The 15945-nt window shown below is 67.6% G+C and carries 10 protein-coding genes and 3 pseudogenes; 4 read left to right on the top strand and 9 right to left on the bottom strand.

Annotated elements, in window-relative coordinates; translation table 11 throughout:
* Positions 1-363: 363 nt before the first annotated feature.
* The 3 genes and pseudogenes from ACIBBB_RS34890 to ACIBBB_RS34880 form a co-directional block, all read right to left on the bottom strand.
* Positions 364-1176, bottom strand: coding sequence for an endonuclease/exonuclease/phosphatase family protein (locus ACIBBB_RS34890; RefSeq protein WP_398989270.1), 813 nt, complete (start codon positions 1174-1176; stop codon positions 364-366).
* 130 nt (positions 1177-1306) lie between these two features.
* The gene (locus tag ACIBBB_RS34885; RefSeq protein ID WP_398989268.1) at positions 1307-2377 is read right to left on the bottom strand and encodes a glycerophosphodiester phosphodiesterase family protein; all 1071 of its coding nucleotides are present in this window, start codon (positions 2375-2377) and stop codon (positions 1307-1309) included.
* Positions 2378-2581: 204 nt separating this feature from the next.
* A pseudogene (locus ACIBBB_RS34880) lies at positions 2582-3123 on the bottom strand (efflux RND transporter permease subunit); the annotation flags it as partial.
* A gap of 135 nt (positions 3124-3258) precedes the next feature.
* Here ACIBBB_RS34880 and ACIBBB_RS34875 point away from each other — a divergent pair.
* Both ACIBBB_RS34875 and ACIBBB_RS34870 read left to right on the top strand, forming a co-directional pair.
* Positions 3259-4554: a hypothetical protein gene (locus ACIBBB_RS34875; protein WP_398989266.1), complete on the top strand. Its 1296-nt coding sequence runs from the start codon at positions 3259-3261 to the stop codon at positions 4552-4554.
* A 123-nt stretch (positions 4555-4677) separates the two neighbouring features.
* Positions 4678-5486, top strand: a protein-coding gene (locus ACIBBB_RS34870) for an IS5 family transposase (RefSeq protein WP_398989264.1) whose coding sequence is annotated in 2 segments (ribosomal slippage) — positions 4678-5017 and positions 5017-5486 — 810 coding nt in all. Because the reading frame shifts where the segments join, the coding sequence is not laid out codon by codon here.
* Between the two features lie 36 nt (positions 5487-5522).
* Here ACIBBB_RS34870 and ACIBBB_RS34865 read toward each other — a convergent pair.
* A pseudogene (locus tag ACIBBB_RS34865) lies at positions 5523-6689 on the bottom strand (transposase); the annotation flags it as partial.
* 46 nt (positions 6690-6735) lie between these two features.
* Between ACIBBB_RS34865 and ACIBBB_RS34860 the strand changes: the two are divergent.
* Positions 6736-7821, top strand: coding sequence for an IS630 family transposase (locus ACIBBB_RS34860; protein WP_398989262.1), 1086 nt, complete (start codon positions 6736-6738; stop codon positions 7819-7821).
* Positions 7822-8301: 480 nt separating this feature from the next.
* The gene (locus ACIBBB_RS34855; protein ID WP_398989260.1) at positions 8302-9288 is read left to right on the top strand and encodes an ArsR/SmtB family transcription factor; all 987 of its coding nucleotides are present in this window, start codon (positions 8302-8304) and stop codon (positions 9286-9288) included.
* A 939-nt stretch (positions 9289-10227) separates the two neighbouring features.
* Here the strand turns inward: ACIBBB_RS34855 and ACIBBB_RS34850 are convergent.
* From ACIBBB_RS34850 to ACIBBB_RS34830, 5 genes and pseudogenes are all read right to left on the bottom strand, one after another.
* Positions 10228-11105, bottom strand: a pseudogene (locus tag ACIBBB_RS34850) (IS5 family transposase); the annotation flags it as partial.
* Between the two features lie 44 nt (positions 11106-11149).
* Positions 11150-11494, bottom strand: coding sequence for a hypothetical protein (locus ACIBBB_RS34845; RefSeq protein ID WP_398989258.1), 345 nt, complete (start codon positions 11492-11494; stop codon positions 11150-11152).
* Positions 11491-12735, bottom strand: coding sequence for a CHAT domain-containing protein (locus ACIBBB_RS34840; RefSeq protein WP_398989256.1), 1245 nt, complete (start codon positions 12733-12735; stop codon positions 11491-11493). Before ACIBBB_RS34840 ends, ACIBBB_RS34845 begins: the two co-directional genes overlap by 4 nt.
* Positions 12732-14825, bottom strand: coding sequence for a hypothetical protein (locus tag ACIBBB_RS34835; protein WP_398989254.1), 2094 nt, complete (start codon positions 14823-14825; stop codon positions 12732-12734). The genes ACIBBB_RS34840 and ACIBBB_RS34835 overlap by 4 nt, the downstream gene beginning before the upstream one ends.
* 547 nt (positions 14826-15372) lie before the next feature.
* A complete protein-coding gene (locus tag ACIBBB_RS34830; protein WP_398989252.1) occupies positions 15373-15573 on the bottom strand; it encodes a hypothetical protein in 201 nt (66 codons plus the stop codon).
* Positions 15574-15945 lie beyond the last annotated feature (372 nt).

The raw sequence follows: 15945 nt of genomic DNA, 5'->3' as shown, positions 1-15945 counted from the left end.
CGGTTCGCCTGTACTGCCCGGGCCACCGCAGCTCTGTCCCCAGCCTCATACCGGGCGGACCGGCAGCCCGGTCGCCGGACCCGTCGTCACGCTCCCTACAGGCAGTGCCTCCTCGCGCCATCACGTCATACACCAGCCTGCCCGTCCCGAACGTTCCACGCCAGCACCCGGGCCTGACACCACCGGCAATGCCCGTCCCACAGATCACCCGGGACGGGCTTCGCCCGGTTGGGGGGGCAGGACCAAGGGACCGGCCCGCTGGGTGGGAAAGGACCGGGGCCGCCCACTACGGATTTCCCCGAGGGGCGCCCCACCTGGCACGGAACCTGCCGGCCCACCCCGACGACGCGTCGGGGCAGTGGGTCAGTGCGGCAGCCGTGCTCGTACCACGATCGCGTCGTGGTCGGTGTATGTGGTCGGCTCGATCTCCACGGTCGGGGCCACGAGGTTTCCGTAGGCGTGCTGGATGCCGGGCGACTGGGTGGCAGCCGCGTCCGTGAGGGTCCACAGGCCGGTCGGGGCGCAGGAGGAGCGCCGGTTGACATCGCCGGCGAAGACCGTCGGCCGGCCGCGGGTGGCCAGCACCTGCGACAGCTCCGCGCACTGGACGGAGTTGGCGCTGCCGGGAGCCTCGCCGTCGGTGGAGAGGTGGCTGGTGCATACGTCCAGCCCGCGCGCGGTCGTCACGCACAGCCATCGACGCTGCTCGACCCCGCTGAATACGGAGAACGGCGCGTCCTGGGAAGCCTTGATCGCTTCCTTGGTCAGCACGGCGTTGCCGAAGACGCCCCGGCCTTCAGGTGTTTTGCACGATAGGGGTGCGCCGTTGTAAATGACTGTCGCGAACCGGAAGTGGTAGCCCGTACGAGCGGCGATTTGGGCCACGTCTTCGCTGCAAGCCTCGTTGAGGGTAACCGCGTTGACCCGGTTCGCCTGGATGCGGGCCACCGTCTCATCCACGATCTTCGGGTACTCCGTACCGGAGTAACAGCCGGCGTACCCGCTCAGGCACAGATTCATCTGCAGCAGCGAGTACGGCCCACGGCCGTGGTCGGGGTGCGTCTCCTTGGCCGCCGGAGCGGCGGCCAAGGAGACCGCGGGGGACAGCAACAGGGCAGTGGCGAGCAGACAGCCAACGGCCAACACACGCAAAGGTGTCAGAAGGAGTTTGATCACCACTCGATTCTGTTGATCTCTCCCGCGAGAGCGGAAGGGCTCACGTGATGAGTTCAGCAACCGCTCATGCCGCCGTCACTCTCGATTTCATCGGGCCGCGCCGAAACGGGGCCACGGCGCGCGCCTGACGTCAGTGACGCGGCGCGTGGTACGCCTTGGGCAGGCGCATGCCGCGCTCGGCCATGATGTCGCGCACGCGGTCGGGGTAGTCGGTGATGATGCCGTCGATGCCCATGTCCAGGAGCGCCTCGATCGTGGCGGGGTCGTCACAGGTCCACGGGATGACCTTCAGTCCGCTCTTGTGGGCGTCGGAGATCATCTTCTTGTCGGGGTAGAACCGGAAGTCCGGGTCCGCGATCGTGCCGCTCTGCGGGAAGCCGTAGTTCGGGGAGATCGCGGTGACACCGGGGACGGCGGAGGCGGCCTTGACCAAGTCGCCGTCGTAGTCGTCGGCGTCGATGCCGCCGAGCCACGGGGAGGCGCCGTCCATGCCTACCTGGAGGAAGTCGTAGTTCGTCAGCGCCACCAGCGGGTACTTCGGCGCCAGCTTGTGCATCTCCTTCAGGGAGCCCCAGTCGAAGGACTGGATGGTGACCTGCTTCTCGATGCCCGAGCGGTGGATCTCCTCGAAGACGCGGCGGACGAAGAGCTCGCGCGGCGCGGTCTGCTCGGGTGCGCCGGCCTCCACCTTGGTTTCGATGTTCAGCTTGACCTGATTGGCCTTGTAGCTCTTGACCAGGTTGAGGACGTCCTTCAGTTCCAGCATCCGGAAGCCCTTGATCTGCTGCTGCTCGGGGTAGCCGGGGAGCTGCTGGTAGCCGCAGTCCATGGTCTTGATCTGAGCCAGCGTCAGGTCCTTGATGTACTTCCCGACGTACGGGTACATCGGGTCACCGGGCGTCACCGGGCCGGTGTCCTCGCACTTCTGGGCGCTGATCTGCCGGTCGTGGTTGACGACGACCTTCTGGTCCTTGGTGACGTGGGTGTCCAGCTCCAGGGTGCTCACCCCGAGGCTCAGGGCCTTGCCGAAGCCCTCCAGGGACTCCTCGGTGGTCAGGCCGAGGCCACCACGGTGGGCCTGGAGGTCGAAGTGGGTCTTCTGGGGCAGAACGTTGGGGTGGGCCGGGGCCGCCTGTGCGGTCGCCGGGAGGGCGAGCGCGGGCACGACGGCCAGGGCAGCGAGTGCATGCCGGAGGGACATTCAAACCTCGTCTATTTCGGGTGAACTGGACTTCTGGACGGACGCTAAGTCGCAGGTCCCGCGCGCACGAAGCCCAGACATGAGGAGATCGTGAACGCCAGGGGAACGATCACTCCCCTGGGGACCAACCCTCGCCGGCAAAAGACCATCGCCCCGGAGCACCCGCGTACTGCGGGCGCACCGGGGCGAACAGCGTTCAGCCGCTCAGACGTTGGCCGGTTCCGGCTCCGGGTTCGAAGTGGGCTCGGAGGCCGGGGCGCCGCCCGACCTCGCATGCCGCTTCGCCGCCTTTCTTCTTCGCGAGGCGCTCCTTGCGCAGCTCCACCATCGCGTACAGCGTCGGTACGAGCAGCGGGGTCAGCAGCGTCGAGCTCACCAGACCGCCGATCACCACGACCGCGAGCGGCTTGGCGATGAAGCCGCCCTCGCCCGTGATGCCCAGGGCCATCGGCAGCAGCGCGAAGATGGTCGCCAGCGCGGTTCATCAGGATCGGCCGGAGCCGGTGCCGGCCGCCCTCGACGACCGCCTCGACCACACCGGTCAGGATCAGCAGCCCCAGCGCGCCCGTGGCCGCGAACGGGATGGAGACCAGCAGGATCAGCGGCTGGATCAGCGAGCGGAAGGTCGCGACCAGCAGCATGAAGACGATCGCGATGGGCGCCGGCATGGCCAGGGCGAGATTGACGAATGCCTCGTCCTGGTCCTGCGAGACACCGCCGATGGACGCGGTCGCGCCCCGAGCGATGCTGCAGCTTTGCTTGTTCAGCCGCCGCCGGGAGCACCCCTCGACGCATGAGCGGACGCACCTTTCCGGAACTTTTGGCGGGTAGCCTACGGAGCACGCGGAGCCGCATATCGGGTATACGAGGGCAGGGGCCCCATGACCCAGCGCACGGCGAACCACCAGCTCAAGAATCTGATCGACGAGTTCGGCCTGCCCTACGACGGCGTCGCGCGCGCCGTGAAGGCCGTCGCGGCGGAGAGCGGCCGGCGGTTGGGGACCAACAAGTCGGCCGTCCACCACTGGACGCGCGGCGCCGTGCCGGAGGGGGAGACCTCCGCGTACCTGGCTGAGGCGCTCTCCCGGCGTCTGGGCCGCCGGATCACCCGCGAAGACCTCGGACTCGGTTCCCGGCTTGGTAGCGAAGATGAAAGCATCGGGCTGACGCTGGACTTCGACCCCATCGAGACGCTGACTGCCATCGGGAGCGCAGACGTGAACCGACGCCGTTTCCTTGCCGCCTCCGCGTTCTCCATGGCCGCCGCGACCCTGCCGCTGGAGTCCGTCCAGGAGACCGCCGCCCGCACCCGCACCATCAGCGGCGGCGCGCTCGCCGGCCACGCCGACGTGGCGGCCGTGCGCGACATGGTGAAGCTGTTCATGGACATGGACGAGCGCCACGGCGGCCAGCACGGCCGGGCGGCGTTCGTGCAGTACCTGATCACCGACGTCCGTGACCTGTGCCGCGCCCGCTTCAGCAGCGAGGAAGTCCGCGCCGAGGCGCTGTCCGTCGCCTCCGCCGCGGCCCACCTGTGTGGGTGGAAGGCGTACGACAGCGGTGAACAGGGCCTCGCCCAGCGGTACTACATGCAGTCGCTGCTCCTCGCGCGGGAGTCGGGAATCGCAGGCCAGGACGGGTTCGTGATGAGGACCATGTCGCAGCAGGGCATGAAGCTGCACCGGCCCGAGCACTGCCTGGCCCTCGCCAAGACCGGCCGGCGCCAGGCCGCGCTCGCCGGCGTCGACCGCGCCCACACAGCCCTCGCGGCGGGGCGGGGGCCGGGGACGAGGCGCCGTTCTGGGCACTGGCGTGGGGGCCACCCGCAGCCACCGCCCACTCCCGCACAGCGAAGGTGTTCGAGACGTTCGGCGACCACAGCAACTCCGCACAGGGCTACGCGACCGCTGCCGCGAGCCGGCCAGGCGACGTACGCCCGGATCATCGCCCTCGACCTGGTAGCGCAAGCCGAGCAACAGGCCAAACAGGGCGGCATCGAGCAAGCGTGCGCCACCTGGGACCGGGCGATCGAGACCATGGCCGGGGTCAAGTCCAGCCGGACCATCAAAGCCATCCGCTCACTACGCGGGGGCCTGCGCCCGTACCGGGCCCGGGGCGTGCGGGTAGCAGCCGAACTCGACGAGCACGCCCGCGTCTTCCTCGCCCAGCACAGCTGATGAGGAAAACGGCCCGCCCGGCCCGGGCAGATCCGGTAAGCGTTGCCCTTCTTACTGATCGTTTCAAAATGAACACCGTCTGGTGGGTTGTCAGTTGGGTGGTGTGTCGGCAGGATCTGTTGTGTGGCTGCTGATCTCGTGCCTGATGACCTGTGGGAACGCGTTGTCCCGCTGTTGCCGGTTCGTCCGCCCCGGCGGCACCGGTATCCCGGGCGGTTGCCGGCGGATGACCGTGCGGCGCTTCGGGGCATCGTCTATGTGCTGCGTAAGGGTGTGAGCTGGCGGGACGTTCCCGCGGGGCGAGTCGGCTGCAGCGGGGTAACGGCCTGGCGGCGTCTTCGGGACTGGACCGAAGCGGGGGTGTGGCCCCGGCTGCATGAGGTCCTGCTGGCGGAACTCCGCAAAGACGGCCTGCTGGAGATGGACGACGCCGCGATCGACGGCTCGCACGTCCGGGCGCTCAAAGGGGGGCTCACACCGGACCTTCGCCGGTCGACCGCGCCCGGCCCGGCAGCAAGCACCACATCATCGTCGACCGGCACGGAACCCCGCTCACCGTCTCGCTGACCAGCGGAAACCGTCGCGACGTCACCCAGCTCATGCCACTCCTGGACGCGATCCCCCACATCCGCGGCCTGCGCGGACGGCCACGTCATCGCCCCCGGCGGCTGTTCGCCGACCGCGGCTACGACTTCGACAAGTACCGGCGCCTCATCCGGGCTCGAGGAATCGAACCCAAGATCGCCCGCCGAGGCACACCTCACGGCTCCAGCCTGGGCAAGACCCGCTGGGTGGTAGAGCGCACATTCGCCTGGCTCCACCAGTTCAAACGACTCCGCATCCGCTACGAGATACGCGCCGACCTACACCTCGCACTCCTCCAACTCGCCTGCAGCATCATCTGCTTGAGACGCCTCACACCCTCATTCTGAAACGATCAGTTATTGCAACTCACCTGAGCCTGTTCTTTATCCTTTCAACCGTTGTAAGGCGATGACTGTCTTCTCGTGTCGGACGGTTTTGCCCATGTCGTAGCGGGTTGCCCGGTGTCTGTTCGGGGGCCAAGTGGCCGTCCGGGGCCGGGCCGGTGGGGTTTCGGTGCTCTGGTGGGACAGGGCATTTGCTGGCGGAGGTTCCGAAACGTCCGCCGGACCCGGGCAGGTGTGAGCCGGTTCGGCGCGGTCGGTTTCTCCCACGGGTGCCGCAGGTCCTGGGCGAGCAGCCAGGTCCACCGGTCGGCCGACTCGGGTTCCCGCAACCTGGGGCGGGTCCAGCCCAACGTCTGCTTGAACAGCCGGAAGGGTGTGCTCCAGGTCGAAGCGCGTAGAAACGCATGCCAAGCCCGGTCGACGTCTGTGTCGCCGACGCCGGTCCTGGAGGACCACAACCACACCGCCGGTGCCGCCGGTCCTTCGACAGGTGCTCGACCTCCAGTCTGATCAACTTGCCTTCGACCAAAGGGAGTTCACCAGCGTGGTCCAGCCAGGCAGTCCGGTGTGGACCCGGTCCCACGCCTGCGTGATGGCCTTGCCGTAGTTCGCCGTCGCCGTGCGGGTGGTGACCGCCGGATCGGGCCACGTCTCCGGCTTGGCGAAGCGGAACTCCGGACCGTGTTTGGGCAGCCGACCGCCCTTGGGGTCGTAGACGCGGGGCGGCTTCGGCAGGCGCATCACCGGTCGCCGCGGATCCGGCCGACCAGCTCGACCGGCATGTCCCGCAGGACCCAGGCCAGACGGGTGACGTCATAGCCGGCGTCGGTCACGATGACGATGTCCGGATCGTCCGGCTGCCACTGGCCCGCCGACGATGAGCCGTTCAACGACGCCGCGGAGCTGGGCTGCGGTGACGGCGGTGGCGTCATCCGCCGGACCGAGCCGGACCGCATCCAGGAACTGCGTCCACGAGGTGGCACCTGTCTCCAGCACCGCGACGAACGAGTACGGCCAGCCGGGGATGAACTGCGAGGCGGTTTTCGCCCGTCCGTAGACGTGACAGAACAGCCTCTCCGGCGAGCACGGCGCGTCTGACCGCAACCACGGCGAGACGTCGACGGCCAGGACCAACCGCCCGTCTGGGAGCCGCGGCAGCGGCAGCCTGGCCAGCAGCGAACGCAGTCGGTCGGTGTCGATCCGGCCCTAGTGTCCTGAGTCGTTAGTTCGCTTGCGGTTGTAGGGTGTGGCTGTGTCTGGTCCGAAGCCGTTGCCGCTGGAGTTGTCCGATCGCGAACGCCGGGTGCTGCGGGGCTGGTTGCGCAAGCAGAGCGCGTCGCAGGCACTGGTGCTGCGGTCGAGGATCGTGCTGGCGTGTGCGGAGGGCCTGCCGAACGCGCGGGTCGCGGATGACCTGGGTGTCTCGCGCGAGACGGTGCGTAAGTGGCGGTCCCGGTTCGTCGCGGACCGGCTGGAGGGACTGGTGGACCGGCCGCGTCCGGGGGCGCCGCGGAGGATCACGGACGAGCAGGTCGAAGCCCTGGTCGCCAGGACGCTCGGCCAGGCGCCGCCGACGGGTGATTCGCACTGGTCGACGCGTTCGACGGCCGGGGTGGCGGGCATGTCGCAGTCGGCCGTCTCGCGGATCTGGCGGGCGTTCGGCCTCAAGCCCCACATCGTGGAGACGTGGAAGCTGTCGACCGACCCGCAGTTCGTGACCAAGGTCCGCGACGTGGTGGGCATTTACCTGTCCCCGCCGGAGAACGCCCTTGTCCTCGCGGTGGACGAGAAGTCGCAGATACAGGCCCTGGACCGAACCCAGCCCGTGCTGCCGATGGCGCCGACCACGCCGGCGAAGATGACCCACGACTACGTCCGCCACGGCACGACCAGCCTGTTCGCCGCCCTGGACATCGCCTCCGGCCCGGTCATCGCCCAGCACTACCGCCACCGCCACCAGGAGTTCCTCCGCTTCCTGAAGGTCATCGACGCCGCCGTCCCCCACAACCTCGAACTCCACCTGATCCTGGACAACTACGCCACCCACAAGACCGAACCGGTCAAGAAGTGGCTGCTCCGACACCCCCGCTTCCACCTGCACTTCACCCCCACCTCGGCGTCCTGGCTCAACCTCGTCGAACGCTGGTTCGCCGAGCTGACCTGCCGCAAACTCCGCCGCTCAACCCACCGCAGCGTCATCGAACTCGAACGCGACATCCGCGGCTGGATCAACGAGTGGAACAAGAACCCCAAGCCGTTCGTCCGGACGAAGACCGCCGACGACATCCTCGACACCCTCGCCGCATACTGCACACGAATTAACGACTCAGGATACTAGGAAGCGTGTGTTGGAGCGGGCGGCTTGGAGGCGGTCTTTCGAGTGTCCGGTTGTCCCAGGCCAGCTGGCGTAGGCCCTCCTTGAGGGCCGTGGGAAGCCGACGACGAGCTGTGCGCAGTAGTCGAGCCGCCGCTGCCGAAGTTCCAGCGCCGAGTTCGGTATCCGGGTGTAAGCGGCACCCGGACCAGCTGGTGTTCGGGCGGGCGCCTCAAGCCTGATGCCCATGGCGTCGGTCGTGAAGCCGTCGAGGCTCCAAGCCAGGGCGGTCCGTTGCCGACAGGGCTGGCTGTGGGCTCTTCGTCGCTGAGGGCCGGACTGCGCTGTGCCGGGGGCGACGTCGCATTTGCGTGCAGCAGGGTCGGCAAGGTGACGCATGTCAGATGCTGGGCAGTGTGACGGTGAGATCTTGGTGGTCCTCCGCCTGGCGTAGGTCCGTGAGAGCACGAGCAACGGGCGGGAAACGGCGAAGAGGTAGATGTGATGATTCGGATCGACATGCCCGCAGAACGCTTGTCGAAGGCTCGCTGGGCCCTTTCGCCCGCCGGTGAGTTGGCGGCGGCTCTGGTCGAAGTATCGGAGTCACCGGCCCGGGATCCCGCGATGTCCTCAGCCCGTTCACTGCTGCGGTCCGGACGTCTGCCGACGCTGGCGGCGATCTGCAGTGGCTATACGGTCTATCTGCCTGAGGTGCTCACCCCTCATCCCTTGTCTTTTTCACCAGATATCGACGAACAACTGCACCAGTTGGCGACGGCGAAATCACGGCAGATCAACAGCCAGTTCACTGCTTTCCTGGTCGGAGGCGCGCACCGTCGCCGTCGGTGTCCGTGGCTGGCTGGCAGTCAGCTTCAGCAGGTAGCTGATCGCGTGCACGCGCGCATCGAGACAAACGAATTCGACCTTCGAGAGAAGTTGGCCAAAGAGCTGCATCAGTTGTGGACCCAGTTGATTGCTCCTGAATGGTCTCGTATCGCTGCAGGGAGCGAGGAGTTCATCGAACGCCACGGCCGGCTGACGGCACGGGAGGGCCTCGGCAGCAGTCTGGCATCCCTCCACTCGAGCCTGACGTGGCGCGGCGATGCACTGGAGGTGACCTGTGCCTATACAGGGCGGGTGGAGGGCAGCTCCGCTCTCACGCTCGTACCGTCCCGCTTCCTTCGCCGCATTGGCCTGCACGCCCCGCTCCAGCGGTTGGGAGGGCAACTCGTCGTGCCCGTCGCTGTCAGGCAGCAGACCCAAGGGCTCCGGATCGGACCGGTTCTCGGGGCCACACGTCTCGCCCTCCTGAAGAGCCTTACCCAGCGTCGCACCACGACCGAACTGGCAATGCGCCACCACCTGACCCCGGGGTCGGTCTCCTATCACCTCTCGCGTCTCCTCGCCGCCGACCTCGTGCAACGTGAGCGCCGGGGACGGCTCGTCCACTACCGTTGCACAGCGCGGGCCCGCACGTTGCTGCGGACCTGACCGCGATAACGGTCACCGTGACGCCCACCAGTGAACCGGCTCGTACCGCCTGCACTCCGGACGGAAGAGGCTGGCCCACCGGGGCCCAAGAGGTCCGCGACAGCGCCTCGGTGGTCCTGCCCAGCCGAGTCATCACACCCCAGTGTCCGAGGCCTCGTCCTGCCCACCCAAATCCGTCCCGATCCAGTGAAGTCCTCCAGGCGATGTGACCACGGCACACGGCCAGGGCCGGGAGGCTACAGCCCAAGCACGGCCAATCCGCGAGTCGGACACGCACGTTCGCGCGGCCAGGATTTGATGCTCCTCAAATACCGGGATGACCCACACGACCGCCGCATACGATCTGGACCACCTGCAGAGCGGACCGGACCGGTGAGTGCATTACCGCACGCTCGGAAGATTCCGTAGTCCCGCTCTGGGGACATCCATGCTCGACAAACCTCCAGAATTTTCAGGCCTCACTCATCAAGGAGCAGGACAGTGACGTTCATGAAAAAATGGTCACGAGCCGGATCCGTCGCGGTGGCAGTGGCATGCCTGTCATTGACCGGAGTAACGCCTTCGGCCGCGAATGAGGCCGGTGGTGCACCACGCAGCTCCGGGTCCTCATCCCAGGAGCTGGACACAAGCTGTGCGTCAATCGATCACGACCCCAATCGCGATATCTGCGTCAGCACCGGCCCGGGTGTGCCGACGACCGCATGGTTTACTAACCGCAGCGGCGTCACGTATTTCGGAGTCAGACTGCGAATCTCCACGGGTGACGGCCGCTTCATCCGTGACGGAACCCCTTTCACCTCTCCCGCACACAGTGGTGCGATCGGCATGGAGCTTCACGGTCTCCCCAATGACTGTTACTACGGCTCGGTGAACTTCGGCGGACAGGGCTGGTGGCGTACCCCGCGGCCCGCCTGCGTCTAGGGCCTGTTGTGAAATTGCTGGTCGCAGCCATTCGTTGATGGCTGCGACCAGCACTGTCGCTTCGTAGCGGACGGCGAGTTTGTCGTATCTCGTGGCGACGGCACGGTGGCGCTTGAGGCGCTTGATCCCGCACTCCACCGCGTGCCGCTGCTTGTAGTCGTCCCTGTCGAACTTCGGCGGGCGGCCTCCGCGCGATCCGCGCTTCAGCCGGTTGCGGACTCGGTCCACAGGAACCGGAATCGTTGCCTTGATTCCGCGTCTGCGCAGGTAAGAGCGATTCCTCCGGGAGTCGTACGCCTTGTCGGCCCGCACCCGGTCCGGGCGCTTGCGCGGCCTGCCGAGCCCCAGCCTCGGAACCCGGATCGCTTCCAGGACCGGCTCGAACTGCGGGGAATCGCCGCGCTGCCCGGCCGTGATCACCACCGACAAGGGCTTCTGTCCCTGCTCGACCGCCAGGTGGATCTTGCTGGTCAGTCCGCCCCGGGACCGGCCGAGACCGTGGTCTGGCGGCTCAACGAAGACTCCGCCGGGCGGCTCCTTCTGGAGATCCCCCTTTTCACCGCCCCGGCGGCGTGCTGGTGGGCCCGGCAGACGGTGGAGTCGACGTTCACCTCCCAGGTGATCAGGCCCTTCGCGTCCGCCTCGGCCTGGAGCTGCGTGAGGATCCGAGCCCACGTCCCGTCCCGCTGCCAGCGCCGGAACAGGTCGTAGACCCGGTCCCACGGCCCGTAACGCTCTGGCACGTCCCGCCACGGGGCACCGGTCCGGGCCCGCCACCGTATGCCGTCTATCAGCTGCCGCCGCGTCCACACCTGCGGCCGGTCAGGCTCGATGCCCGAAGGCAGCAACGGCTCAAGCCGGGCCCACTGGCCATTCGTCAGATCCCCACGTCCCACTAGACGTGATCATGAACGAACAAGATCCACTTTCGCAACAGACCCTAGCCCCGAGTGAACGTAAAGGTGATACCTGCCTGTCCGGCCAGTTCCCCGCCTGAACCAAGCAGCGACACAGTGCCCTTGGCGCTCACCTCGGCGCTGAATGTCACCTCGTTGAGCTGGAACTCACCCGCCTCCTGCGACAAGGAGGCGATTACCCCGCGCATAGTGGCCACGAAGTCGCCGAGCCGAGACTGGAGTTCCTCGGCGGAAATCTCCGTACGGGCCGCCCGCCACTCCTCCAAGCGCCGCAAGGCCATCCGGTCAGTGCGGCCCTGGTCGGTGTCCTCCAGACCGAGGACGCTGATCGTTCGAGGAGTGTCGGGCGTGGGCTGGGACGGCGTCATGGTCTCTCCTCGGGGTTCGGCCGGACGTGCAGGCAGGGATCGGCGTACGCGGCATACGCGAGGCCGAGTGGATTGCGCAGGGTACTCAGGAGCTGCCGCCGGGATTCGAGGAGCGCTCTGCCCAGTGGGATCCGGCGGATGAGGAAGCGTTCGTACAGCGCCTTGGAGAAGGCGGCGGCGACGTCGTCGGGAATCTCGGTCTCGGTGCCGATGAAGCCGCGATTGCCGTTCATCAGGAACAGGTACGGGAACGACGGTGCCCCCGGGGCCCGCATGCGGCCCGAACCGCAGGCGTTCATCATCACCAGCGGCAGATCGAAGTCCCGCTCGTCCTGGCTCGTGCTGAGGGCGACGAGGTCGGCGCCGAGGGCACCGAGCGTGGTGCGCGAGTGGTGGCCGGCTCCGCTGAGCTCGATCTCGGCGGCGAGCGTATCGTCGGAGCGCGTGTAGCAGTGACAGGCAAAGTGCTGGACCTGATCGGGCAGTTCACGGTGCCCCCCGTTGAGGAGGAGCCGCGGGTTGAATATCTGCTCGGCCAGCCCCGGTGCCCGCCCCGCGCCGTCAGGGTAGGGGCCTTCGAGGTCGATGTACGCGCCCCCGGCGCCGGCGAACCACGCCAATTCCTCGACGGCGCCTTCAAGATGCTCGTAGTACAGGTAGCGGACGGGGACACGGTCCTGCGGCCCGGTCTGCAGCGTGGTCCCGCCGTGCACGGGAGCGGGCAGCATGGCGCGGCGCACCACGCACGAGAAGCCGACGAGTGTGCGGCAGGCCGTGGCGAAGTCGTCCTGCGTCTCGACCGGCGGGCCGGGGAACATTCGGAAGAGCGGCAGGAACTCCAGGGGGAGAAAACCGTCCCTGCCGCCGACGCACTGGACCAGCGGGGGCGGCAGCTGGGGGTTCATGCCGGCCGGCAGGGCGCTGTTCCAGAACGTCTGCAGCTCCTTGAGAACGGCCTGCTGCGAGCCGAACAGGATGAAGAGCAGGGTGCGGCCGAGGCCGTGCAGGCTCTGGAAGACCCGGTTGAGGTCCTTGTCCTCGACGGCGAAAGTGGTCAATTCGTCCTTGAGTCGGGTGAGTCCCGTGTCCAGTTCCCGTCGGACCCTCAGTAATGCGTCACTGCCGACGAGCGTGACGCGTACGGGCGTGACGCCTGGGCGGCGGGCGGTGAAATCCAGTTGGGTCGCTTCACCATTCGTCAGGACGCGCACGGAGACATCGGGGGGCCGTGCTTGGTTCATGCGCCGCCTGTCGCCTCGCGTGACTCGGAATCCGGGTGAGCGGCCTCCACCTCGATCTTGAGGGCGACGACCTGGACGAGGTGTGCCGCCTGGTACAGCTGGAACCACACCTCGTGGCTGCCCTCCTCATCCGGCATTTGGAACCCGAAGGCCGTCTGCTTCTCCTCCTCGACCAGCAGATGCTGGCGCTGGGGTAGAGGCGTGAGCGTCGAGCTGTCGGCCATCGCGTCGAACGAGACGGTGCGAGCGTCCTGGCCCCCTTCGACCCGTACCGGCTCGAAAACGAAGAAGTCCTTGTCCGGGCGGATCGCGACGACTGAGGCGAGATTCTGCGCGCGCGGGTCACGCACGACGGAGACCATCAGGTTCACGCGCTGGCCTGCCGGGGTCTTGATCGCTCCGCCCTCGGCGCGTGCGGATTGGTGTGCCTCATTGCCTACGCGCCGGTCCAGTTCGATAGCCAGATAGCCGACAAAGTTCGTCAGCGGCGTGCCGGTCACGGACTCCTCCAGTGACGAGCGGACCGTGGCCCGGAGATCCTGGTGGAACTTTTGCTGTAGTTCCGTCAGGTGGCTCTTGAGGTGGGTGCTGACGGGCCCTGCCGCGCCGCGGGCGATCTCGCGCGCGAGCGTGACAACATCTAATTCCGTGAGCGTGGCGTGTGCCGGATTTCGCTGAGGGACAGACGCGAACCCATCCAGGACCGCCTGTCGCACATCGGCCTGAACATCCCTGCGCAGCCGCGCGGCTACATCAGCGGCGATCAGGTCTCCCGCGCGTTCCTCCGGGCCCTGGCCCCACGGCTGTGGTGGACGCCTCGGAAATTCATCGTGCTCGTGTTCACCGCTCAGCACGTCGGCAATTCGGATCATTTCGGAGCGGTCCCCCGACGGCTCAAGGTGCAGAAGACGCGCCAGGTCGTAGCGGAAGACGTCGACCGCGTTCGCCTTCGCTTCGTACACCGCGACCAGCTGGCCGCGAGCCTGCCCGATCGCAAACGCTGCCACGAGCAGCGGCCCCACGACGAGCAGTGCCGGCGAGTCGCCGCTGAGACCGGTGAGTGCGATGAACAGCCACACCAGCGCCGTGCACACGGCGCTCGCGATGACCAGCCTCCAGGCCAGCACACTTCGTTCCCCGCGCCGCACCTGCCGTTTGACCTGCTCGGGGGCGACCAATTCGATCCGGGGCCAGACCGTGTTGATGTCAAGTCCAGTGTTGACAGCGGTGCGCCCGTGGATGGAGATCACGCCGGCAGACTGCAGGGGATGCTTGAGGGACTCGTAGGCCGTGAGCTTCTCGAACCTCGGGAATTGACCGTACGCGCGTCCCTGGCTCGCCCACCGCCGCACGGAATGGACGGCTCTATCCGTCAAACGCGACGGTGGCACGGTGTCCGCCCAGGCCAGCACGGCGTTCTGCGCCACCAGCAGGATCGCGCTGGCGCCCGCAAGATAACTCGCCCCCGCAAGCCAGCCGTCGCCGGAACCCTGCCCGCTCCACCGCTCCCCGCCCCACACTGCCCACACCAGACTCGCCAGTGGTACGAGAACCCCGGCGAGTTGGGCTCCCGGTGAGACCTGCCTGCCGCGACGGCCCACAGCCCCCAACCAGGCCAGAATGCCGACGAGCAGCAGACCACCGGCTGCGACGCCGCCCACCCACCACGCGAGCGCATTCTCGCTGCGGACCACGGAGCGGGCCACCACGCCTGCTGTACCCAGTGCCGCGGCGCCTCCGAACACCGCCGCGTACGTGGACGTGTACGAGTGGTATTGCGAGTCGCACAGCCAGAAACCCGCAGCCAGTGCCACCATCGCGGCTCCGAGAACCCATGCCGCCCACGGCGGACCCTCTGCGGCGAAACGCACGGTGAGCCAGCCGCCGCTCACCTCGGCCAGCACGAAGGCGGCAGAGAGCATGAGGGTGTCGGCCGGGGTGTGACCCGAGCCGTAGGTGTCGCTGATGACGTAGATACGCCAAGTGGCAACGACGAACAGTGCGAGGAGCATGCCGCCAGACACCCAGGCTGCTCCGTAGATCTGTTCCCCGGCCAGTCTGGCGGTGATCAGGGCCAGTTCGGCCGCCAAAGCCGTCGCCAGGCTCCCGACGGGCCGCAACCGTAGCTTCCGGGTTTCGTACCCGCCGGAGAACGAACGGGCCCGTCCAGCGCGTGCGACAGCCACTTCGGCGCACTGCACCGCGGCTCCGGCACACAACAACCACCAGGCGAGCAGCCACAGACCGCCTGCCCCAGCGTCGTGCACGGGGACGAATACGGCGACTACGCCGCCTGCCACGACCGCAGCCACGGCGGCCGTGCCGAAGAGGACACCACCACGCCCTGTGCCCGTAGCCGCCATCGCACCCCCAGTCGGGTAATTGTCCTGTCAGTATGACCAGTTGGAACGCTCCAGGGCGAGGCTTCGGGCAAAGGCCCAATGGTGCTTCGTTCCGGGAGGGCGGGAGGCTCTGCGTCAGTACCTGGGGTCCGGATTCGGAGCCTCCCGCAGGTGTTCAAGCGTCGCTTTAACTCCAGGCGGAGGTGCGCGTACGGTCGGGTGCCGTAGAACGCAGTGCGGTCGACCGCGGCTCGTTGGCGAGGTCTTGATGCCGCACTTTCCGCTGGGCGGGCGTTCACCTCGAAGGAGCCGGTCCATGGCGGCCCGGCCAGCCGGTTGACCGCGCCCTCCAGTCCCCGGTGGGCGCGGCTGCGGTGAATCCGAGGGGGTTGGTGCGTACGTAGCGGGCGACGGCTTCGAGTCTCACAATGAACGCGTCTTCGGGCAGGGCCGCGCCGGGGATGCCCATGGGCTGGGTCAGCACCTTGGCGATCATCGGTGTACGACCGGCACGATACCGACGACGGCTGTGGCGCCGCTTCGGCGCATAGCGGTGGGCCAAGTGTCCTACCACGTACCGCAGTTCGCGCGGTCCGACGACCTCGATGTCGGCGTCGAACCGCCGTCCTGCTGGAGGACCTGCCCTTCGTGGTATGCACGCCCTTGCCCGCGACGCCACAGGGTGCAGCCCGGCGGCGCCGTACGGTCACGCCCTGATCAAGCATCGCGCGCCCTGTGTCGTTGAGGTCGGACGTGCGGAGGTTGTGCCGCTTGTGCTGTGGCAGCCAACGTGCCCGCTCGGGCGGACCTCACACCTTGGGGGTGGATCGGTGCAGTTTCCGAGCCTTGTGAACGACAGGACTTCACT

The organism is Streptomyces sp. NPDC051217 (assembly GCF_044455465.1).
Taxonomy (GTDB): domain Bacteria; phylum Actinomycetota; class Actinomycetes; order Streptomycetales; family Streptomycetaceae; genus Streptomyces.
This window is presented reverse-complemented; position numbering and strand designations above follow the sequence as displayed.

Excerpts from the sequence above, each read along its gene's own strand:
- ACIBBB_RS34875 (WP_398989266.1), top strand. The coding sequence starts at position 3,259 with ATGACCCAGCGCACGGCGAACCACCAGCTCAAGAATCTGATCGACGAG.
- ACIBBB_RS34845 (WP_398989258.1), bottom strand. The coding sequence starts at position 11,494 with ATGACGCCGTCCCAGCCCACGCCCGACACTCCTCGAACGATCAGCGTC.
- ACIBBB_RS34830 (WP_398989252.1), bottom strand. The coding sequence starts at position 15,573 with ATGATCGCCAAGGTGCTGACCCAGCCCATGGGCATCCCCGGCGCGGCC.
- ACIBBB_RS34885 (WP_398989268.1), bottom strand. The coding sequence starts at position 2,377 with ATGTCCCTCCGGCATGCACTCGCTGCCCTGGCCGTCGTGCCCGCGCTC.
- ACIBBB_RS34855 (WP_398989260.1), top strand. The coding sequence starts at position 8,302 with ATGATTCGGATCGACATGCCCGCAGAACGCTTGTCGAAGGCTCGCTGG.
- ACIBBB_RS34840 (WP_398989256.1), bottom strand. The coding sequence starts at position 12,735 with ATGAACCAAGCACGGCCCCCCGATGTCTCCGTGCGCGTCCTGACGAAT.